Annotated in this window: 21 protein-coding genes; 8 read left to right on the forward strand and 13 right to left on the reverse strand. The window is 31.4% G+C overall.

Going from position 1 to position 19,954, the window contains the following annotated elements; translation table 11 throughout:
* Positions 1-80: 80 nt before the first annotated feature.
* The 5 genes from ACYEKI_RS17740 to ACYEKI_RS17760 are packed head-to-tail and all read left to right on the forward strand — an operon-like array spanning position 81 to position 4,920.
* Complete coding sequence (locus ACYEKI_RS17740; RefSeq protein WP_459212552.1) at positions 81-569, forward strand: toxin-antitoxin system YwqK family antitoxin; 489 nt, start codon at positions 81-83, stop codon at positions 567-569.
* On the forward strand, positions 569-1,258 hold the full coding sequence (locus tag ACYEKI_RS17745; RefSeq protein WP_459212553.1) for a glycosyltransferase family 2 protein: 690 nt from the start codon (positions 569-571) through the stop codon (positions 1,256-1,258). Before ACYEKI_RS17740 ends, ACYEKI_RS17745 begins: the two co-directional genes overlap by 1 nt.
* On the forward strand, positions 1,258-2,730 hold the full coding sequence (locus ACYEKI_RS17750) for a cellulose synthase family protein (protein WP_459212554.1): 1,473 nt from the start codon (positions 1,258-1,260) through the stop codon (positions 2,728-2,730). The genes ACYEKI_RS17745 and ACYEKI_RS17750 overlap by 1 nt, the downstream gene beginning before the upstream one ends.
* Positions 2,727-4,115 (forward strand): mannosyltransferase, encoded by a 1,389-nt coding sequence (locus tag ACYEKI_RS17755; protein ID WP_459212555.1) that lies wholly within the window; start codon positions 2,727-2,729, stop codon positions 4,113-4,115. The genes ACYEKI_RS17750 and ACYEKI_RS17755 overlap by 4 nt, the downstream gene beginning before the upstream one ends.
* Positions 4,099-4,920, forward strand: a complete 822-nt coding sequence (locus ACYEKI_RS17760) for an alpha/beta hydrolase (protein WP_459212556.1) — start codon at positions 4,099-4,101, stop codon at positions 4,918-4,920. The genes ACYEKI_RS17755 and ACYEKI_RS17760 overlap by 17 nt, the downstream gene beginning before the upstream one ends.
* Positions 4,921-4,971: 51 nt before the next feature.
* Here the strand turns inward: ACYEKI_RS17760 and ACYEKI_RS17765 are convergent, their stop codons facing one another.
* From ACYEKI_RS17765 to ACYEKI_RS17780, 4 genes are all read right to left on the reverse strand, one after another.
* The gene (locus tag ACYEKI_RS17765; RefSeq protein WP_459212557.1) at positions 4,972-6,336 is read right to left on the reverse strand and encodes a vanadium-dependent haloperoxidase; all 1,365 of its coding nucleotides are present in this window, start codon (positions 6,334-6,336) and stop codon (positions 4,972-4,974) included.
* A 381-nt stretch (positions 6,337-6,717) separates the two neighbouring features.
* A complete protein-coding gene (locus ACYEKI_RS17770; RefSeq protein WP_459212558.1) occupies positions 6,718-7,542 on the reverse strand; it encodes a pseudouridine synthase in 825 nt (274 codons plus the stop codon).
* A gap of 69 nt (positions 7,543-7,611) precedes the next feature.
* Positions 7,612-8,538 (reverse strand): threonine ammonia-lyase, encoded by a 927-nt coding sequence (locus ACYEKI_RS17775; RefSeq protein ID WP_459212559.1) that lies wholly within the window; start codon positions 8,536-8,538, stop codon positions 7,612-7,614.
* Between the two features lie 7 nt (positions 8,539-8,545).
* Positions 8,546-9,493, reverse strand: coding sequence for a carbon-nitrogen hydrolase family protein (locus ACYEKI_RS17780; protein WP_459212560.1), 948 nt, complete (start codon positions 9,491-9,493; stop codon positions 8,546-8,548).
* 360 nt (positions 9,494-9,853) lie between these two features.
* Between ACYEKI_RS17780 and ACYEKI_RS17785 the strand changes: the two genes are divergently transcribed.
* A complete protein-coding gene (locus ACYEKI_RS17785) occupies positions 9,854-10,192 on the forward strand; it encodes a hypothetical protein (RefSeq protein ID WP_459212561.1) in 339 nt (112 codons plus the stop codon).
* Positions 10,193-10,310: 118 nt separating this feature from the next.
* Here ACYEKI_RS17785 and ACYEKI_RS17790 read toward each other — a convergent pair whose 3' ends face one another.
* The 3 genes from ACYEKI_RS17790 to ACYEKI_RS17800 are packed head-to-tail and all read right to left on the reverse strand — an operon-like array spanning position 10,311 to position 13,295.
* Positions 10,311-11,225, reverse strand: a complete 915-nt coding sequence (locus ACYEKI_RS17790; RefSeq protein ID WP_459212562.1) for a geranylgeranylglycerol-phosphate geranylgeranyltransferase — start codon at positions 11,223-11,225, stop codon at positions 10,311-10,313.
* Between the two features lie 18 nt (positions 11,226-11,243).
* On the reverse strand, positions 11,244-12,179 hold the full coding sequence (locus ACYEKI_RS17795; protein ID WP_459212563.1) for a mevalonate kinase family protein: 936 nt from the start codon (positions 12,177-12,179) through the stop codon (positions 11,244-11,246).
* A gap of 30 nt (positions 12,180-12,209) precedes the next feature.
* Entirely contained in the window at positions 12,210-13,295 is a 1,086-nt protein-coding gene (locus ACYEKI_RS17800) for a diphosphomevalonate decarboxylase (RefSeq protein WP_459212564.1), read from the reverse strand.
* 92 nt (positions 13,296-13,387) lie between these two features.
* On the opposite strand from ACYEKI_RS17800, the gene ACYEKI_RS17805 reads away from it, so the two are divergent.
* The gene (locus ACYEKI_RS17805) at positions 13,388-13,861 is read left to right on the forward strand and encodes a TspO/MBR family protein (RefSeq protein ID WP_459212565.1); all 474 of its coding nucleotides are present in this window, start codon (positions 13,388-13,390) and stop codon (positions 13,859-13,861) included.
* 49 nt (positions 13,862-13,910) lie between these two features.
* A complete protein-coding gene (locus tag ACYEKI_RS17810; protein ID WP_459212566.1) occupies positions 13,911-14,465 on the forward strand; it encodes a TetR/AcrR family transcriptional regulator in 555 nt (184 codons plus the stop codon).
* Positions 14,466-14,533: 68 nt separating this feature from the next.
* Here ACYEKI_RS17810 and ACYEKI_RS17815 read toward each other — a convergent pair whose 3' ends face one another.
* The 6 genes from ACYEKI_RS17815 to rimM all read right to left on the reverse strand — a co-directional run bounded on the left by ACYEKI_RS17815 (position 14,534) and on the right by rimM (position 19,954).
* On the reverse strand, positions 14,534-15,316 hold the full coding sequence (locus ACYEKI_RS17815; RefSeq protein WP_459212567.1) for a hypothetical protein: 783 nt from the start codon (positions 15,314-15,316) through the stop codon (positions 14,534-14,536).
* 96 nt (positions 15,317-15,412) lie between these two features.
* The gene (locus ACYEKI_RS17820; RefSeq protein ID WP_459212568.1) at positions 15,413-15,952 is read right to left on the reverse strand and encodes a DUF1697 domain-containing protein; all 540 of its coding nucleotides are present in this window, start codon (positions 15,950-15,952) and stop codon (positions 15,413-15,415) included.
* 9 nt (positions 15,953-15,961) lie between these two features.
* Entirely contained in the window at positions 15,962-17,170 is a 1,209-nt protein-coding gene (locus tag ACYEKI_RS17825; RefSeq protein ID WP_459212569.1) for a BaiN/RdsA family NAD(P)/FAD-dependent oxidoreductase, read from the reverse strand.
* A gap of 128 nt (positions 17,171-17,298) precedes the next feature.
* Complete coding sequence (locus ACYEKI_RS17830; RefSeq protein ID WP_459212570.1) at positions 17,299-18,477, reverse strand: acyl-CoA dehydrogenase family protein; 1,179 nt, start codon at positions 18,475-18,477, stop codon at positions 17,299-17,301.
* Between the two features lie 213 nt (positions 18,478-18,690).
* Entirely contained in the window at positions 18,691-19,416 is a 726-nt protein-coding gene (locus ACYEKI_RS17835) for a tRNA1(Val) (adenine(37)-N6)-methyltransferase (protein ID WP_459212571.1), read from the reverse strand.
* A 10-nt stretch (positions 19,417-19,426) separates the two neighbouring features.
* A complete protein-coding gene (rimM, locus tag ACYEKI_RS17840) occupies positions 19,427-19,954 on the reverse strand; it encodes a ribosome maturation factor RimM (RefSeq protein WP_459212572.1) in 528 nt (175 codons plus the stop codon).

The following is a 19,954-nucleotide window of genomic DNA, read 5'->3' on the forward strand; positions in this document are numbered from 1 at the left end:
GCTCTTTTTATAATTCCTTTGGATTTTTTGTTAGCTTAAAGCATTAATTACGTCTAACCCTTAAGTTTTTTATATCCATTATGTTATACAGAATTATATTTACATTAATTTTCACATTGATCGTTGGTTCTGGACAGTATACAATGTATGCTAAAGAATATCATAAAGAATATTATCCTAATGGAGAAATAAAAGCTGAAGGTTGGATTATGGATGGTATTAAAATGGATTTTTGGATTTATTATCACCCTAATGGTGTCATTGCTCAAAAAGGGCATTTTAAGAATAATCGTAAAAACGGATATTGGTTTTTCTATTCTTCAAAAAATACTTTACTCAAAGAAGGACATTATATTAATGATAAAGCAGAAAAATGGTGGGTTATTTATGACTCATTTAAATCCATCATTAAAAAATGTCAATATAAAAATGATAGAAAAAATGGTTTTTGTTTACTTTACAAGAAAAATAAACTTTTTAAAGCAGAGCGTTTTATGGATGATTTAAAAATTGGTGAATGGACTGATGTATTGAGCTTTAAAAAAGATAACCCAAACGCTTTTCTATAATGCCTCCTAGTATAAAAGTTATTATTCCTGCCTACAACGAAGAGGAATCTATAAAGCATGTTATTGCAGAAATTCCTGATATCGTTTCAGAGATTATTGTAGTCAACAATAATTCGTCTGATAATACCGTAGCTGTTGCTCAAAATGCTGGTGCTACAGTATTAACCGAAAATCGTAGAGGCTATGGATATGCATGTTTAAAAGGTCTTGAATATATTGCACAACATCCATCACCAGACATTGTAGTCTTTTTGGATGGTGATTATAGTGATTACCCTCAAGAACTTATCAAAATAGTAGCACCTATTCTTAATCAAGATATAGATTTTGTTATTGGTGCTCGTGACAAAGCCCTTAGAGAGGATGGTTCTATGACATTTCCTCAAATCTTTGGCAATTGGTTAGCAACAACACTTATGAAACTATTTTTCAATGCTACGTTTACCGATTTAGGTCCTTTTAGGGCTATCAAATACGATAAGCTTCTAGCATTAAACATGGAAGATAAAACCTATGGATGGACCGTAGAAATGCAGTTGAAAGCCCTGAAAAAGAAGTATTCATACACAGAAATCCCTGTTTCTTATAAAAGAAGAATAGGTGTCTCAAAAGTTTCAGGAACCATAAAAGGTGCTATCTTTGCAGGCGTTAAGATATTAAGTTGGATTTTTAAATATAGTTTTAAATAATGGACATTGCCATTATCAGCATTTACACTCTCGCGTTATTAATTATTTTCTTTTATAGTTTAGCGCAATTGAATCTATTGTTCAATTACCTTAAATCAAGAAAACAACCCGATAATAGTCCAACTTTTGACTTTTCTAAAGAAGAAGAGATTCCATTAGTTACTATACAACTGCCTGTTTATAACGAGCTTTATGTTATGGGACGTCTTCTTGATAATATTGCTCTATTAGAGTATCCCAAAGATAAATTAGAGATTCAAGTACTTGACGATTCTACAGACGAATCTGTTTCTACTACAGCTGCTCATATTGAGCGTTTACAGAAAACTGGTTTGGATATTAAGCATATCAGACGTACCGATCGCTCTGGTTTTAAAGCGGGTGCTTTAAAAGAAGGGCTCAAGATTGCCAAAGGAGAATTTGTTGCCATCTTTGATGCCGATTTCTTACCTGGCAAAAAATGGTTACTCCAGACTATTCCTTATTTTAAAGATGAAAATATTGGTGTGGTTCAAACACGTTGGGGGCATATCAATAGAAACTATTCTATGTTGACCAAAATTCAAGCATTTGCTCTTGATTTTCATTTTACAATGGAACAAGTTGGTCGTAATTATAGAGATCATTTTATCAATTTTAACGGTACTGCTGGAGTATGGCGTAAAACCTGTATTGAAGATGCCGGAAATTGGGAAGGTGATACCCTAACAGAAGATTTAGATTTAAGCTATAGAGCACAATTAAAAAAATGGAAGTTTAAATATCTTGAAGGTGTTGAAACTCCCGCAGAATTACCTGTTGTTATTAGTGCTGCTCGCTCGCAACAATTTAGATGGAATAAAGGTGCTGCTGAAAACTTCCAGAAATTGTTTTGGAAATTATTAAAAGATAAAACGGTTCCTTTAAAAACTAAATTTCATAGTTTTTTCCATTTATTGAATAGTAGCATGTTCTTACTTGTTTTACTAGTTGCCATTTTAAGTGTTCCTGTAATGTACATTAAAAATAGTAACCCTATGTTTAGTTGGTATTTTAATGTAATTGCATTTTTTGCTTCAAGTACACTTATTTTCTTTATTTGCTATTGGTATACTTTTAAACGAATTCATGGTGGCGGATTCTGGAATTTCTTAGAATACGTTAAACTATTCTTTACTTTCTTCTCTGTAGCTATGGGATTCTCTGTACATAATTCTATGGCTGTACTTGAAGGACATCTTGGAAAGAAAAGTGAATTTGTACGTACTCCAAAATTCAATATTAACTCATTGAAAGATTCTTGGAAAGGAAATAAATACATTAACAAAAATATTTCTGGAAATACATTTATCGAAGCATTATTAGTAGGTTATTTTGGCTTTGCTTTATACAGTGCTTTTACCCTACAAGATTTTGGTTTATTTGTATTTCATGTCATGCTTTTCTTAGGTTTTTCATTTGTTTTTATTAAATCAATTACCTCAAAATTGTGATTCAAGAGTTATGGAAATATAACCGCATTACTATACTCCTTGCACTTACTACAGTAGCATTTTATATTAGCTTTGCCTTCACATCTCGTACAGATGTTATAAAAATTATAGGATTATGGAGTGCTTTATTTTATCTTTCATATAAACTCATTAAAATAAATGCAAGCCAAACTAGCTTACTAGCTGGTTTGGCTTTACTTTTTAGAATTCTATTTCTTGTAGCTATACCCAATCTCTCACAAGATTTTTATCGATTTATATGGGATGGTCGTATGCTTATTAGCGGTTTTAACCCCTATTTGTACCTTCCTAAAGATCTTATTGCTCAAAATACTGCGCCTATAGCAGAGGCTCTTGAACTGTATGACGGCATGGGACAACTCAATGCCAGCCATTACACCAATTATCCTCCTATTAGTCAATTATGCTATAGTATCGCTGGTTTAATATCAAACACAAATATTTTAGGCGCCGTAGTGACACTAAGAATTTTAATCATTCTTGCAGATATTGGTACATTTATATATGGTCATAAATTATTAAAAGATTTAGGCTTACCAGAACATCGTATTTTCTGGTACATACTTAATCCTTTTATCATACTAGAGTTAACTGCCAACCTACATTTTGAAGGTGTTATGGTATTTTTTATCATTTGGTCTCTTTATTTATTACATAAAGGATATTGGTATTGGGCAGCAATAGCGTTAGGGTTATCTGTATCTGTAAAGCTTATTCCCTTATTATTTCTTCCTTTATTTTTTAAAAAGTTTATTATTCAGAATCAAAAAATTTCTCCTTTTAAAGGAGGGTTAAAGCTTGTAGGCTTTTATAGTCTTGTATTATTAACTGTGGTAGTTTCTTTTGCTCCTTTTTTATCTGAGGCTTTTCTTCAGAATTTTACTAAAACTATAAGTTTATGGTTTCAAAATTTCGAATTTAATGCTAGTATTTATTATATCGTTAGATGGGTAGGTTATCAAGTTGTAGGTTGGAATATTATTGGTACTGCAGGTAAGATTTTACCATTAATTGTTATCGGAATCCTTTTAGGACTTACATTCTTTAGAAAAAACACTACTACACCACAATTAATCACTGTACTTGTATTAGGTATTTGTAGTTATTATTTTTTATCTACAACTGTACATCCATGGTATATAGCTGTACCGCTTTCACTATGCATTTTTACACGCTATCGTTTTCCTTTAATCTGGTCAGCGGTTATCATATTGAGTTATACTGCGTACATTCATCCTGAGTTTAGAGAAAATTTATGGATGGTTGCATTAGAATATTCCATTGTCTTTTCTATTTTTATTTTCGAAATTATAAAAAGCTTTTCTCAACCACATAAACCAACAATTTTTGAGCATAAATTTTAAAAAAATTGGACGCAGATTATTACGAATTATTATTAGTCTATTCGTTTTATTTCTACTCTTTTTAACCTTTTTATATTTTAGACAAGAACGTTTTTATTTCAATCCAAAAGTTCTGGATAAATCATATATCTATTCTTTTGAACAATCATTTGAAGAAATTGATATTCCTGTAGCCAAAGACGTCTCTCTAAATGCTTTATTATTTAAAACGGATTCCATACGTAAAGGTGTTATCTTATATTTCCATGGTAATGCTGGAGCAATTCACGACTGGGGAAAACGTGCTCCTTTATATACAGAAAATGGGTATGATATCTTATTTGTAGACTATAGAGGTTATGGTAAAAGCGATAGTTTTTATAACGAAGAATCTCAACTTTATAACGATGCTCAAAAAGTCTATGATTATCTCAAAACACGCTATCAAGAACATGAGATTACAGTTTTAGGTTTTTCATTAGGCTCTGGATTAGCTGCTTATACCGCTTCTAAAAACAATCCTAAACTGTTAATATTAGAAGCTCCATACTATGCTTGGAACGAGCTAATTCACAGCATTTCGTCTGTTCCTATGTTTATGATTAATTATGAAATCCCATCTTATAAATTTTTGGCAGACGTAAAGTGTAAGATTAACATTCTACATGGTACTCGTGACTTTTTAATCAAACCAGAAGAAAACTCATTACGTTTAAAAGCATTATATCCTAATAAAATAGAGTATACAGCTATTGAAGGCGCTGGACACAATGGTATCTATATTACCAAACAATATTATGATCAATTAAAAATCATTTTACAATAAAAAAACCCGAAGTTTACAGCTTCGGGTTTTTCTTATTTATTTTTAATCTTATTATTTGTCAAGGTTTAGTGCATTGATATTTTTTCCTATTTTATATCCTTGCTCTAATCCTAGATCTATAGCTTCTCTAAAATGTATTCCTCCATACAATCTAGAAATAGCTGCTTCTTCTGCCATCTCATAAAAGCTAGCAAATCTACGCGGAATTCCATTTATATCTTTTCTGTGTTCATGTGTTCTATCAACAAACGGTTTATTTTTTCCAAATAAATCAGTCATGATTTCTGCCAATGCTCCTGATTGTACCGAATGTCCAGATGTATATTCTGGAAATGGAGGTGTCGCTAATACTGGCTTCCATTTTTCATCAATATATGCGTTGATATATGTAATAGGTCTAGGATATACAGTCCTGTATTTAGTACTCCAGCATGAAATAAATGCATCAGAGATTCCTATTCCTAATTTTGCAAAAGCTTCGGCTGCTTTATCAAGTTTTACATTATCTCTATTTATTACTTGATTTAAAATCGAAATCGAGTGTCCTGGTGGTGTAGCTGAAGATGTAGGATCGTCTGACCAAAATTCTGCAATTACTACTTCTTCTGGTTTGATGTATTTTACAGTTTTATATACTTCTTCTGCAGCTTTGTAAAATGGTGAGTCCATTTGTATAGAGAACGGAGTAGGATCTTTAGGCTGTGTTTCTGTTACATTTGCTGTAATAAAAGGTCTATTCGTTCCCCAATATGGCTGAAGTGCTGGTTGATACTTAGGTGCTGTAGGCTCCCAATATTGATCTCCTTTTGGAGAAGTGTATTCTCGTGGAAAATTATGTAATGATCCATCTCTACCTCCGTCATTACCTGACCACTGAATAATTTGTTCTGCTGTTCGCTTAGCTAAGTCATGCGAATCTGCATAGATTTCTTCTGAAGTCAATGCAATAAAGCGATCTTCATATTTTTGTTCTAGTGCTTCTATTGCTCTTAATCTTTTTCCACTCGTATGCTTATAAAAATAACGTGTCATTTCTGCTAGCACACAATTGGCTACGGCTGGCCAATAATAAATCTTGTCTTTATCTAATGTCGTTTCAACTTTTAAGTCATTTAGCAACCCAGACATCGATCTTTTATTAGGCATCCCTTCTACCAAAGATTCGTATAATGCTACTCCAGTATAGCCAAAAGCTCTTGCTGCTACTGGTGGTGTATACCCTTTGGTTTTTGTAGTTAATGTCTTAATTAAGTTATACCATTCGACTACTACTCCAGACGAATGTGCATTAACTGTTGTTTGTCGTAAAACTTTTTTGTCAGTATTTTTCTTCTCTGTAAACGAAGAAAATAACAAGATTACACAAAATGCTTTTACAGCATACCTCATTGTTAGTTTAGTACTTTTTCTATTCATATTTACCCTTTTTAATGCATTCCTAAAGATAGCACCCACATACTATCTCTTAAGTGACCTTAGTCACACATATAAGGGTAACTTACATTCTCATTTTTATTTTTTTTTACATTTTCTTGCTACCTCAACTCTTAAAACCCTACTAATCCACTATACTTCAAAAGTTTATACTTTAAATTCACCTCCCCAAAAAAACTTCAAAAAAATTAACATTTGTTCTAAAGCTTTAACATTTTTTAAGATTATTTAAGTTTTTCACGCTTTTAATTAACATTTATTTTATTGTCAATTTTTCCTTGTCATATTTATTAATTAACTGCATAAAAAAACAGGTCAAATTTGACCTGTTTATTACTTTCTTATCTTATTAAAACTTATCTCTTAAGAGTTCTTAAGATTAATAATTTCTTGATTTGTCAAGCTTCTCCACCTTCCTCTAGGTAAATCCTTTTTTGTTAATCCACCAAAAATAACTCTATCTTGACGAATCACATTATAATTTAAATGCTCCATCACTTTACGAATGATTTCGTTTTTTGAAGATTTAATTTGAATACCTATCTCTCTTTTACTTGCTCCTTCTACATAAGAAACCTCATCTGGTTGAATAAATCCTTCTTTTAATAAAACTCCGCTTTCAAGTTTCTTTAAATCTTCTAATTTGAAGTTTTTATCCAATTCTACATGATAGATCTTACGTACACCATGTTTATGATGGGTAAGTTTTTTTGTTAAATCATCATCATTTGTAAACAGCAATAATCCTGTTGTATTACGTTCTAATCTCCCTACAGGTCTCAATTGTACTCGTGATGCATTGGCTATCAATTGCATTACTGTTTTATTTTTCTCTGGACTTGTAGTTGTAACGTAACCTTTAGGCTTATTTAATAAAATATATTCTTTCTTTTCTGGCGTGATTAGCCTACCATCAAAACGTACTTCGTCTGTAAGTTTTACTTTATATCCCATTTCTGTAACAGGTTTACCATTAACCCATACACTTCCTGTTTGGATATATAAATCAGCATCTCTTCTAGAACATACTCCTGAATTTGCTACAAACTTATTCAGTCTAATTTCATCTGGATTTGATGCTTTTTGGGGAGTCGCTTTCTTTCTTACTTCTTCCTTCCCTTTGGGATAAAACTTCTTATTTTTAGTATTTCCGCTTTTTTTCCCTCTTGAATTTCCTCCTCGATTCATGTATTATTTTTTTGCAAAGATAGTTGTTTCCAATTGATATTAATACAATCTGCTTTTTTGTTTATTCTTTTAAAACGGTAATCTGCTTAAATCTACATTTCCTCCAGAAAAAATAACTCCTACTTTTTTATTTTTAAATCGCGTTTTATCTTTTAAAACCGCAGCAAAAGCTACTGCACTAGATGGTTCTATAACTATTTTAAGTCGCTCCCATATTAATTTCATAGCAGCTACTATTTCATCTTCTTCTACTCTAATAATAGTTTTTATATGTTTTTTTATAATCGGAAAATTAATTTCTCCTAATTGCGTTTTTAAACCATCTGCAATAGTACGTATTGTAGTATTGGTTTCTATCTTACCACTTAATAATGATCTATATGCATCATCTACAGCAAAAGGTTCTCCTCCTATTACTTCACATTTTTCACTAAACGCATTTGCTGCCAGTACTGTTCCTGCTATTAATCCACCACCACCTACTGGTGTTACTATAGTATCCAAATCGGTATATTCTTGTAATAATTCTACAGCTGCTGTACCTTGACCTATAATTACATCTAGATTATCTGATGGATGCAAAAATGTAGCTCCTTTTTCTTGTGCTATTTTTGAAGCAGTTCTTTCTCTAGCTTGTAAAGTAGGTTCGCACTCAATTAATTCTCCTCCGTATCCTATTACAGCTTCTTTTTTTACCTGAGGTGCACTAGTAGGCATAACAATATATGCTTTAACTCCTAAACTCTTTGCTGCTAAGGATACTGCTTGAGCAAAATTACCCGAAGAATGTGTCACAACTCCTTTTGCTCTTTGCTCCTCTGATAAATTTAAAATTGCATATGTAGCACCTCGCATTTTAAAAGCTCCCATTTTCTGGAAATTTTCGCATTTAAAATACAGTTCACATCCAGCTATCTCGTTTAACAAAGTAGACGTAAGTACAGGTGTTTGGTGTATATATGGTTTAATTTTTTCTATATCATTAAAGTATGACATCTATATATTAATTAAATTTTACTGTAGTTTGTCGCTCTCTATTCACAGTCAATTGCGTCACATCTGGACGAGAATAATGTCCTACTGGATCAAAATTTTGTCGTTCTTGTAATACTCTATTATAATCAATAGTATGAATAATCAATCCTTCTTTATATAATACAGGTTCTATTTCCCATTCTCCATCTGGCCCAGCAATACATGATCCTCCATTACCTAAAACAGCTGGTGCTTTTGCTAATATTTTATCTAAATGCGGTGTATTTTCTGGGAAATCTTCTACTCTCATTAAACTAGAGACTGAAATTACATACGATCTTGATTCTCTAGCAATAAATCGCGTGATGTCTTTTGTATTAAAATCATTTCCAGGCCATACAGCTATGTGCAAATTTTCGCCTTGAGCATACAACGCTGTTCGAGGTAATGGCATCCAATTTTCCCAACAATTAAGTCCTCCTACAGTAAAAGATTTAAGTGCATGCGTTTGCAATCCGTTTCCATCTCCTGGAGACCAAGTTAGACGTTCTTCGTAGGTAGGTTGAAGTTTGCGATGTACCGATTGTATCTCTCCTTCTTCATTTATATATACTAATGATGCATATAAACTATGTCCACCTCTATCTGTAGGTCTTTCTATGATACCTAAATAAATAGCAATATGATGTTCTTTTGCCAGTTTACAGATTTCGTCTAAGTCACCTTGCTCAATTATCACAGCATTTTGTGCATAATGTGCATGTATTTCTTTTTGAACATCACTATTGAATTTTGCTCCATTAGTAAGTTCTACCCAAAAAGGATATCCTGGCAATAATGATTCTCCAAAAACGATAAGCTCAACCTCTTCTTTGGCTGCTTCCTTTATATTCTTTTTGATTTTCTCTAATGTTTCCTTTTTATTTAACCAAACTGGAGCAATTTGGGCTAGCGCAATTTTTAATTTCGAATTCATTTTTCTTTAAAAAGCAATATATTAACACACTGTTTTTCAATACATAAACATCATCTCTTAATCTTATAGTAACACTATCAATAGCTTTAAATTTGATAAACTATATTTTTTAATGCCTATTATTAAAAGATTCGCAATTCTTGTTTTTATGGTATTGAATTATTCGTAAATATACATGGTATATCAAAAAGAATATCTTAAAGTTTAGTCAAAGTTATCTATGCTATAAATTAATCTAAGCATAACTATAGTAACTCATTATCATAACTTTATAAATGACACTCAACGTTATCCCTATAGTATCTTTACAGCGTAAAACAAAACAAACAATTTATCTAAAAAAGATCAAAATTTTAAAAAATGAAAACGTTAAAAGTATTTATTCTTGCATTTGTAATCGGTACAGCTATGTACGGTAACAACAATCCTGTTGAAACACCTGTTCAAAAATTAAGAAATGAAATTTCTACTTTACTTAAGAATCCTAGAATAGAAATAGACAACGAAGCTATCAATGCAACGGTTGAATTTACTTTAAATAATAAAGGAGAAATTGTTGTATTAACAGTAGACTCTGATAGCACATCTGTTGAATCATTTGTAAAATCAAAATTAAACTATCAAAAAGTTGATTCTCGTATTAATAAGAATGGTAAAGTTTTTAAGCTAAGACTTAAAATATTAAATCCATTCTCTTAATCATTATTACAATAAGTCTACTAATTACAATTATAGATTACTTATAACAAATTAACTATATATCTAAAGCGTTGAGAATTCATTTATAAAGCAGCTGTTTTTCAGTTGCTTTATTTTTTTAAATAGCATCTAGTATTTTTAAAATAATACGTTCTATATCAATAAGTATAATACTAAACACACCTGCTACTATGATTAACTTAAGTATGTTATGTAACCATAGGTAATGAATATGCTTTCTTGTTTGATAAATGATAATTGCAAATACAGTAAGAAATAATGGCATTATATAAAAATAGAACTTCATATAACCTATTTCATAGCGATATAGTAATAGATATAGCGGAACAATAGTTATTAAAATTAACGCAATCAAAAGACGTTTTGACATTTGCTCTCCATATACCACTGGTATAGTTTTATAATTATTTGCCATATCACCTTTTATATTTTCTAAATCTTTGACCATTTCTCTCATGGTCAATATCAAGAATAAAAAAATTGCATGAACAAAAATGACTTTTTCAAAGTTTTTGTAGTACACAAAAATGGCAAAAAATGGAGCAATTGCTAACGATGCTGCAGTTACATTGGCTATAAATGGTATTTTTTTAAGCTTATGAGAATAAAACCATATAGCAAATATGTATAATGAAAAAAAGACTACTGCTTTAAACGATACATAGCTTGCAAATATTACTGCTATAAAATTAAGTACAAAATACCCTGTAAGTTTTGTTTGCTGACTAACTAAGCGATCCAACATGGTTTTTTGCGGACGATTAATCAAGTCTTTTTCACTATCATAAAAACTATTAATAATATATCCTGCTGCAATAACAATCGAAGAGGCAAAAATGATAACAAATAAGTCTATATCAAAGATTACTTCTCTTATACTAAGCTTTGGTGCTAATATAAATATAGAAGTTAGATATTGTGCAAAAACAATAATCCAGATATTATATCCTCTAACTACAGAAAACAAGCTCAATAACTTGATAAAAAAAAGCTTGTTCTTTCTGCTAAGCATATGGTTATACTGTTTTCCTTAGAAATTATATACAACCTCTAATGGGTAATCTTTTAAGGCTTTTTTTGCTTTTTCAAAATCTTGTGTAAATCCTAAAATGTATCCACCACCACCAGATCCACAAAGTTTTAAATAGTACTCATTTGTTTCGATTCCTTTTTTCCAAAGTGTATGAAATTGCTGAGGAATCATTGGCTTGAAGTTATCTAATACCACATGAGATAATTGCTTAATATTTGAGAATAATGATTTAATATCCCCTTTTAAGAAATCTTCTACACAGGCATCTGTATGCTTGACAAATTGATTTTTAAGCATATTACGGAATCCCTCTTGCTTCATTTTCTCCATAAATATACTTACCATAGGTGCAGTTTCACCTATAATTCCACTATCTAATAAAAATACAGCTCCTTTATTTTTTTCTGTACTTTGAGAAGGTATTCCTGTAGGCTCTATATTATCTTTTGAATTAATTAATATTGGTAAACTAAGATAACTGTTTAATGGGTCTAAACCAGAACTATTTCCATGGAAAAAAGATTCCATAAGACCAAAAATCTCTTTTAATCTCAATAGTTTCTCTCTAGTAAGGTTCTCTAATACTGTTATTTTATCTTCTGCATATTTATCATAGATAGCGGCAACTAATGCACCACTACTTCCTACGCCATACCCTTGTGGTATACTACTATCAAAGTACATTCCTGCTGCTATATCTGCCTGCATTGCTTCAAGATCAAACTTAACAACATTTTTATCTTCTATTTCAGTAAGGTATGTAGCAAAAGCTTTTAAACTTTTATTAGAGGCCAAGGCTTCCTCATTAGGTTCTTCAGATACCTTTAATGCTCCTTTAAAAAAGTTATAAGGTATTGATAGTCCTTTTGAATCTTTAATGATTCCGTATTCTCCAAATAATAATATTTTAGAATAGAAAAGAGGTCCTTTCATAATAGTTGTTTTTGTTTCCCAATAAGCACATTACACCAACTGTGCTCCTAATCCTACTTTATCACAAATATACTGTCCTTTCTGACAATATCCAACTAACTCGCTTTTAATGAATTCTATTACTTGTTCTTTTTCCGTTTCAGGATATAATACATGTACGTTTGCTCCTGCATCAAGTGTAAAACAGATTTTTGAATCCGTTTCTTTTCTATATTCCCAAATTTTCTGAATAATCGAAAGCGTATTAGGTTTCATTAATATAAAATATGGTAATGAAGTCATCATCATTGCATGCAATGTTAACGCTTCACTTTCTACTACCTCGATAAAGGCATTTAAATCACCTGACTTAAAAATAGTTATTAAACGGCTTATATTTTCTGATGCTTGTTCAAATCTACGTTGTGCAAAAGGATGTCCATGCATTAAGTCATGTCCTACCGTACTACTCACTTGCTTTTCTCCTTTATCAACCAATAAAATGGTATCACAATAATTTTTAAAATTATCATGTACTTCAAAGGGATAAGAAACTGCATAATCGTCTGAACTTATCTCAATAGCTTCATGTTTACCCCATACTGTTATTGGGCCTTCAAGACTTCTACAAGCACTTCCTGATCCTAATCTTGCTAAGAATGAAGCCTTCTTAAGCATATCTTCTTTCGTCAGTTCTGGGTTAATTTCCTTTTCTAATTTCATTACTACATATGCCAGTGCACTCATTCCACTTGCAGATGAGGCGATACCACTACTATGAGGAAAGGTATTTCTAGAATCTATTACAAAATCATAATATCGTATAAACGGTACATATTTTTCTATACGTTCAAAGAATTTTTGAATCTTTGGTCGAAAGCTTTCTTTACGTTCTCCTTCAAAATAAAACTCAAAACTAAATTCGGTTGCTTTTGTTTCTCGCTTTTGATATGTTAAACTCGTTATCGTATGACATTCATCTAATGTAAAACTTATCGATGGATTCTCTGGAAGTTGTACAGGTCTCTTTCCCCAATACTTTACTAATGCTATATTACTTGGGGATTTGCACGTAATATTTCCCGATGTTGGTAAGTTACTTTCCAATTTTGAGACAAATGATTCAGAAAGATTCATAATATAATATTAATTTGGGTAAAGATACATCGAATTAGATTGTTTAACTAATTAAATAAATTGCTATTTTAGTATGTGACTAACAAGCTTAAATGAAGACAAAAATCCAACGTATTAGTATTGCGGTGGTATGCTCTATTTTCATAGGTTTTTTGAGCGTTATAGCTTCTCAAAATTCTGCCGAGATATGGTATACCTCTATCAATACTCCAGTATATTCTCCATCATATAATATCTTAATGATGTTATGGGTTTTAATGCATGGAATTACTGGTATTGCGGCAGGTATTGTGTGGAGTCATGGTTTTTATCATAAATGGGTAAAAGTGGCTTTATATCATTTTGGATTTCAATTGATACTTCAAACAGCTTGGTCTATATTTTTATTTGGTTTACACACTCCTTTAATTGCATTATTAAATATTGTAGCTCTGCTTTTTTTATTGTTCTTTACCTTCAAATGGTTTAAAATAGTAAATAACACCGCTGCTTTTTTACTTACCCCACATATTATATTTATAACCTTTGCTACAATTTTAAGTTACCAAATATGGTTACTTAATTAAAAACTAATAGGGAAAACAACTAAATTAAGAACTTACGACATATTCATTTATGAGTAAAAAATCTATTGTATTACAAACTACACTTGAGTTAGTTACAGCTCAAGGGGTAGCTGCCACATCACTATCACAAATCATCAAAGAATCCGGGGTGGCAAATGGAACCGTCTATCATCATTTTAAAAATAAAGATGAGATTATCGCTGAACTTTATCTTATGTTGGCTCAAGATTTTGGAACTGTTATTATGAAAAACACTCCGCAGGCTAATATCAAGAAACAGTTTCCTATCATGTGGAAAAATATGTTTTATTATTTTATTAATAATCCTTTGGCTTTTGTTTTTTATGAGCAAATCGCTAAATCTTGTGATATTCCTCAAGATTTAAAAGATGAAGCAAAAAAATATATTCTTGACATTGATAACTTTTTTAGAGAAGCTATTAAAGAAAAAATCTTTAAACCTTATACTGTTTCTTTAATGGAAGAACTTTTTTTTGGTAGTGTTGTAACTATGGTCAAACTGTATAATGCAAACAATTCAAAAGTATTAGAAAGGCATATTAATCAAGCTGTTGAAATCTCCTGGAAAGGTTTCTTAAAATAATTACTATAAAAAAAAGCTTCTCATTTTAATAAAATGAGGAGCTTTTTCTGTATTAAAATCTTTAACGCTTAGTTAAATAAGATTTCTAAACATGATTCTTTATATAAATCTTTTAAAGCCATTTCTACAGCTTCTCTAGAATCTTGTGTTGTTCCTACAATAATACCTTTGTACTTTAATTCTCCAGAGTCTTTATCCCAATCAAATTCATTATTATCAGATTTGATAATTCTTTTACCATCTCTAGTTGTTACTCTGAAAGCTTCAAATTCTTGTCCGTATTCTACTCCAGCAGGGAAATATACTTCTGTAACGTATTTTGTAGCTCCTTTTGCATATACATAACATACACATCTTCCTACATCTTTAGCTTCAGAAACTCTTACTGTATTGTTCTGGATAATTTGCCATCTTCCATCAATCATAGATCCTACAAGGTTCATTAAAATTGTTCCTTTTTCTGCTACTTTTCCTTCTATAGAAGATTCAAAGTTTACTAACGCAGAAATTGTTCCTGCTCTTTCTTTTAAGCTATTATAAAGAACTTCTTTTAATGTTAATTTAAATTTATAGTTATTAGCACCTAGAATATCATCTAATTGCACTGATAAATCACTTTTCTTTGAAGTAGTTCTACTAATATGTCCAGATAATTTCACATATGCTGTATGACCTACATAACGATCATTAAACAATTGAAGTACTTCTTCTTTTTGAGAAGAATCTCCCATAGTGTTCATCGCACTAATATAATCTGTTAGTAATTTCTTTATAGGATCTCCTTGGGCAAACCCCTGTCCTAATGAAAATACTAAAAATAAGATGGTTAAAGTTAGTTTAGTTTTTTTCATAATAAAATTTGGGATAAAATTTAATTTTTAACATTCGCTAAGATAGTAAACTTTGCAGAATTCTTTTGATGATTTTTATTTCTCAATTTTAATTTTTCATTGTATTAAGCTTAATAATTTTTGCATCGTTTTAAGATTACGAGTAGTTATTGCTTGCTTTAATTTTCTTTCTAAACTATTAGTATGTATTTTACTTTTATGGTAATTATTAGGACAATAAATATAGATCACTTTGTGTCCTATTTTATAGTCTTCTTCTCCGCTAGCTAATTGCTCTAATAACACTATTTGCTCTTGAGTTACCTCTTTACTCAAAAGCGAGAAATAAACTTTTGATAATATAATACCCTCATCCTCTTTATTAAAAGGACAATTTTTCAAGATGGCTTCAAATTCATTTTTAGGAATTACAATTGTAGGAACTTCAAACTCATATGTATCTAAAATAGCTTGCTCAATCGCTGCGCTTAAAGCTCTTGCTTCTTTATTCGATTGAAAAATAATATTACCACTTTGTATATATGTTTGTACATTATGATACCCTAAATCTTCAAGCATTATTCTTAAAGATTCCATTTTTATTTTCCGTTTACCACCTACATTAATACCTCTTAATAATGCTACATACGTTTTCATAAACACATTTTATGTTGTCATTGCTTGTGATGCTATATATGCTCCAGTCCATGCATTTTGAAAGTTAAATCCCCCTGTAATAGCGTCTATATTCAAAACTTCTCCTGCTAGATAAAGATTGGTTTGTTTTTTACTTTCAAAAGTTTTAAAGTTAACTTCTTTTAAGTTTACTCCTCCTGCAGTAACAAACTCTTCTTTAAACGTACTTTTACCATCAATCTTAAAAACACTCTGCGTTAATTCTACAGCTAATTGCTGTATTTTCTTTTTAGGTAAATCTGCCCATCTAGCGTCAAGCGAAATCTCAGCTGCTTCTACTAAACTACGCCATAATCTCTTAGGCAAATTAAATTGTGCATACTTACCTATTTGTTGTTTTTTATGTGTGTACTTTAGCTCATCTATTAAATCCACAGCCTCATCTGTTGCATAATCCTTAAGCCAGTTTACTTTGATTTCAAATTTATATTGTCTTGCCTCTAGTGCTCTTGCACCCCAAGCTGAAAGTTTTAATATCGCTGGACCACTCATTCCCCAATGGGTAATCAATAATGGACCTTCACTTTTTAATTTATCACTTTGAATCTTGACAGCTGCATTAGCTACAACCCCTGGTAGCTCTTTTATACGTTTGTCATCACAATTAAAAGTAAATAAAGAAGGAACTGGATCAACAATAGTATGTCCTAAATCTTCAAGTAATTTCCATATTTTAGGATTACTTCCTGTAGCTACCATGATCTTTTCGGCTTCAAAAACATCTTGATTTGTAGCAATCTCCCAGTCATTACTTTCTTTCTTAATAGATTTTACACTATGATTGGTAAGAATTTCGATTCCTAACTTATTTGCTTCATTTAAAAAACAATTAATAATTGAAGAAGAAGAATCAGATTCTGGAAATACTCTACCATCTTCTTCTATTTTTAAAGCGACCCCTCTTTGTTCAAACCACTCCATCGTATCTCCTGTCATAAAAGTATGAAAAGGCCCTTTAAGTTCTCGTTCTCCTCTAGGGTAGTTTTTGGCTAATTCGTTAGGGATAAACTCACCATGCGTCACATTACACCTTCCTCCTCCTGAGATTCTTACTTTAGACAACACTTCTTTTCCTCTTTCTAAAATTGCTATTCTCAGATCCGTATTCTTAGTAGCTGCGTTTATTGCTGTAAAAAAACCTGCAGCTCCTCCTCCTATTATTATAATATCATATCGCATACCGCAAAACTAATAGTTATTTCCTAAAAAATATAGTTTACATAATATCAATAATACGCATTGTAATACACAAAAAAAGCATCTTGGTTTTTCAAGATGCTTCTATATTTTATTTCAGAATATATTTCTTATTTAAATGCAGAAATTCCGGTTATATCATATCCTGTAATCAATAAATGAATATCATGTGTTCCTTCATAAGTAATCACACTCTCTAAGTTCATCATATGACGCATAATACTATATTCTCCAGAAATACCCATACCACCTAATACTTGTCTTGCTTCTCTAGCTATATTAATTGCCATTTCTACATTGTTACGCTTTGCCATAGATATTTGAGCAGAAGTTGCTCTACCTTCATTACGCAAAACTCCCAATCTCCAAGTCAATAATTGAGCTTTGGTGATTTCGGTAATCATTTCTGCTAATTTCTTTTGTTGCAATTGTGTTCCTGCTATAGGCTTATCAAACTGTATACGTTCTTGTGCATAGCGTAAAGCAGTATCATAACAGTCCATTGCTGCTCCTATTGCTCCCCATGCTATTCCATATCTAGCAGAATCTAAACATCCTAGTGGTGCTCCTAATCCATTCTTTCCTGGTAATAAGTTTTCTTTAGGTACTTTTACATTATCAAAAATCAATTCTCCAGTAGCAGATGCTCTTAAAGACCACTTATTATGTGTTTCTGGTGTTGTGAACCCCTCCATTCCACGCTCCACAATTAAACCATGAATACGCCCTTCTTCATTCTTAGCCCATACGACTGCTACATCTGCAAAAGGAGCATTAGAAATCCACATTTTAGCACCATTTAACAGGTAATGATCTCCTTTGTCTTTAAAATTAGTCACCATACCTCCTGGATTTGATCCATGATCTGGCTCTGTAAGTCCAAAACATCCTAAATATTCTCCAGAAGCTAATTTTGGTAAATATTTATTACGTTGCTCTTCAGAACCATATTTCCAGATAGGATACATCACTAACGAAGATTGTACAGAAGCTGTAGATCGCACTCCCGAATCACCCCTTTCTATTTCTTGCATGATCAACCCATAACTTATCTGATCTAAACCTGCACCTCCATATTGCTCTGGAATGTATGGTCCAAATGCACCTATTCCTGCTAATCCATCTATGATTTGTTTAGGGAACTCTGCACGTTGTGCATATTCTTCAATAATAGGAGATACATCTCTCTTTACCCACTCACGTGCTGCATCTCTTACCATTTTATGTTCATCACTAAGTAAATCATCTAATTGATAGTAATCTGGTGCCTGAAATAAGTCTGGTTTCATGTTGTATTGTATTTATTAAAATTCTTAAAAACTGAAAAGGTATTCCATCGCATCCTTGAAGAAGTACATATTACTTAAATCGATAAGAATACCCTATTAGGTATTTACCTTCTCACAAATGTACTTAATGCAAAACGAGTAGCCAATTTTTTAAGTTGATAATTCTAATCTTAAAAATTGGATTATAATTCAACACTTCTACTATTAATAGTATTACATTTTAAGATAAAAGTCCTGCGTTAATGCTGTGTATTCTGGAGTATATTGATGTCTATCAATTTCTATAATTAATACTTCCTTTTTGATCTCGGTTTCATTAAAACTAAACTCGATAAGACTTCTCTTTTCTTCTGTTTGAGGTGTTCCTTTTACTCTTGTAATTCTATTAGGATATAAACCTACTTGTTTTCCTATAGCAATTAAATGCTCTTCTTCTGTTTTAGGGATGATTACAGCAAACTTTCCTTCTTCAGAAAGCAATTGCCCTACTCCATACATCAAATGTTCAAAAGGTAACGCATCAGAAAATCTAGCCTTTTGCCTAGACTCAGGCATTTGCTCTTCACTTACCTGAGCTGGTTGAAAAAAGGGTGGATTACTAATAATTAAATCGTATTGATCATCAATCTCTTGAAAAAACTCTTGAAAAGAAGCATGATAACAAAATAATCGATCTCCCCAAGGAGATGCTTCAAAGTTTTCTACAGCCTGTTCATAAGCATCTGTATCAATCTCTAAAGCATCGATAACTTCTGCAGCACTTCTTTGAGCCATCATTAATGCAATAACTCCTGTTCCAGCTCCTACGTCCAATATAGAGAATGTTTGTTCTGGAATAGTTATCCAACTACCCAATAAAACACTATCTGTTCCTATTTTCATAGCACATCTATCTTGTGCTACTTCAAATTGCTTAAATTTAAACGGCTTATTAGACATTCTTTTAATATTATTCTAGATATAATTCTATTAACCCTTCTGGAGCTTCAACTATAAATTGTTGTTCTTCTCTTTTAAGTTCAAGAATAATATCATCGTTCATCGGAATTAAAATTTCGACTCCTTCTCTATCAATCTCAAATAGTGTTTGCGAAGAACTATCATTAATTGCTTTAATAACTCCTACTTCTCCAAACTTAATATCGATTACTTTAAAACCGATAACTTCGTGATAATAAAATTTATTTCCTTCTAACTTAGGTAATAATGTAAGTGGTAAATATAGTTCACTTTTCATGATATCATCTGCATCCTCTTCTGTATCGATGTCTTCAAATTTGACACGCAATAGATCACTTTTATGCAGAGAACATCTCTCTATAAAAAAAGGAACCAGTTGTTTGTTCAATTGAACAAAAACTGATTCCAAATTTTGATAACTTTGAGGTTCATCGGTATCCAATTTAATCAATACCTCACCTTTGAAACTAAATTTACTTACGATTTTGCCTAGATAGAAACAATCTTTCTTTTGCAT

The sequence above is a fragment of the Aquimarina rhabdastrellae genome (assembly GCA_947387485.1).
GTDB lineage: Bacteria > Bacteroidota > Bacteroidia > Flavobacteriales > Flavobacteriaceae > Aquimarina.

Bases quoted from the DNA above. Each gene is read 5' to 3' on its own strand.
- ACYEKI_RS17740 (WP_459212552.1), top strand. From the start codon at position 81: ATGTTATACAGAATTATATTTACATTAATTTTCACATTGATCGTTGGT.
- ACYEKI_RS17745 (WP_459212553.1), top strand. From the start codon at position 569: ATGCCTCCTAGTATAAAAGTTATTATTCCTGCCTACAACGAAGAGGAA.
- ACYEKI_RS17750 (WP_459212554.1), top strand. From the start codon at position 1,258: ATGGACATTGCCATTATCAGCATTTACACTCTCGCGTTATTAATTATT.
- ACYEKI_RS17765 (WP_459212557.1), bottom strand. From the start codon at position 6,336: ATGAATAGAAAAAGTACTAAACTAACAATGAGGTATGCTGTAAAAGCA.
- ACYEKI_RS17770 (WP_459212558.1), bottom strand. From the start codon at position 7,542: ATGAATCGAGGAGGAAATTCAAGAGGGAAAAAAAGCGGAAATACTAAA.
- ACYEKI_RS17775 (WP_459212559.1), bottom strand. From the start codon at position 8,538: ATGTCATACTTTAATGATATAGAAAAAATTAAACCATATATACACCAA.
- ACYEKI_RS17780 (WP_459212560.1), bottom strand. From the start codon at position 9,493: ATGAATTCGAAATTAAAAATTGCGCTAGCCCAAATTGCTCCAGTTTGG.
- ACYEKI_RS17785 (WP_459212561.1), top strand. From the start codon at position 9,854: ATGAAAACGTTAAAAGTATTTATTCTTGCATTTGTAATCGGTACAGCT.
- ACYEKI_RS17790 (WP_459212562.1), bottom strand. From the start codon at position 11,225: ATGCTTAGCAGAAAGAACAAGCTTTTTTTTATCAAGTTATTGAGCTTG.
- ACYEKI_RS17795 (WP_459212563.1), bottom strand. From the start codon at position 12,179: ATGAAAGGACCTCTTTTCTATTCTAAAATATTATTATTTGGAGAATAC.
- ACYEKI_RS17800 (WP_459212564.1), bottom strand. From the start codon at position 13,295: ATGAATCTTTCTGAATCATTTGTCTCAAAATTGGAAAGTAACTTACCA.
- ACYEKI_RS17805 (WP_459212565.1), top strand. From the start codon at position 13,388: ATGAAGACAAAAATCCAACGTATTAGTATTGCGGTGGTATGCTCTATT.
- ACYEKI_RS17810 (WP_459212566.1), top strand. From the start codon at position 13,911: ATGAGTAAAAAATCTATTGTATTACAAACTACACTTGAGTTAGTTACA.
- ACYEKI_RS17815 (WP_459212567.1), bottom strand. From the start codon at position 15,316: ATGAAAAAAACTAAACTAACTTTAACCATCTTATTTTTAGTATTTTCA.
- ACYEKI_RS17820 (WP_459212568.1), bottom strand. From the start codon at position 15,952: ATGAAAACGTATGTAGCATTATTAAGAGGTATTAATGTAGGTGGTAAA.
- ACYEKI_RS17825 (WP_459212569.1), bottom strand. From the start codon at position 17,170: ATGCGATATGATATTATAATAATAGGAGGAGGAGCTGCAGGTTTTTTT.
- ACYEKI_RS17830 (WP_459212570.1), bottom strand. From the start codon at position 18,477: ATGAAACCAGACTTATTTCAGGCACCAGATTACTATCAATTAGATGAT.
- ACYEKI_RS17835 (WP_459212571.1), bottom strand. From the start codon at position 19,416: ATGTCTAATAAGCCGTTTAAATTTAAGCAATTTGAAGTAGCACAAGAT.
- rimM (WP_459212572.1), bottom strand. From the start codon at position 19,954: ATGCAAAAGAAAGATTGTTTCTATCTAGGCAAAATCGTAAGTAAATTT.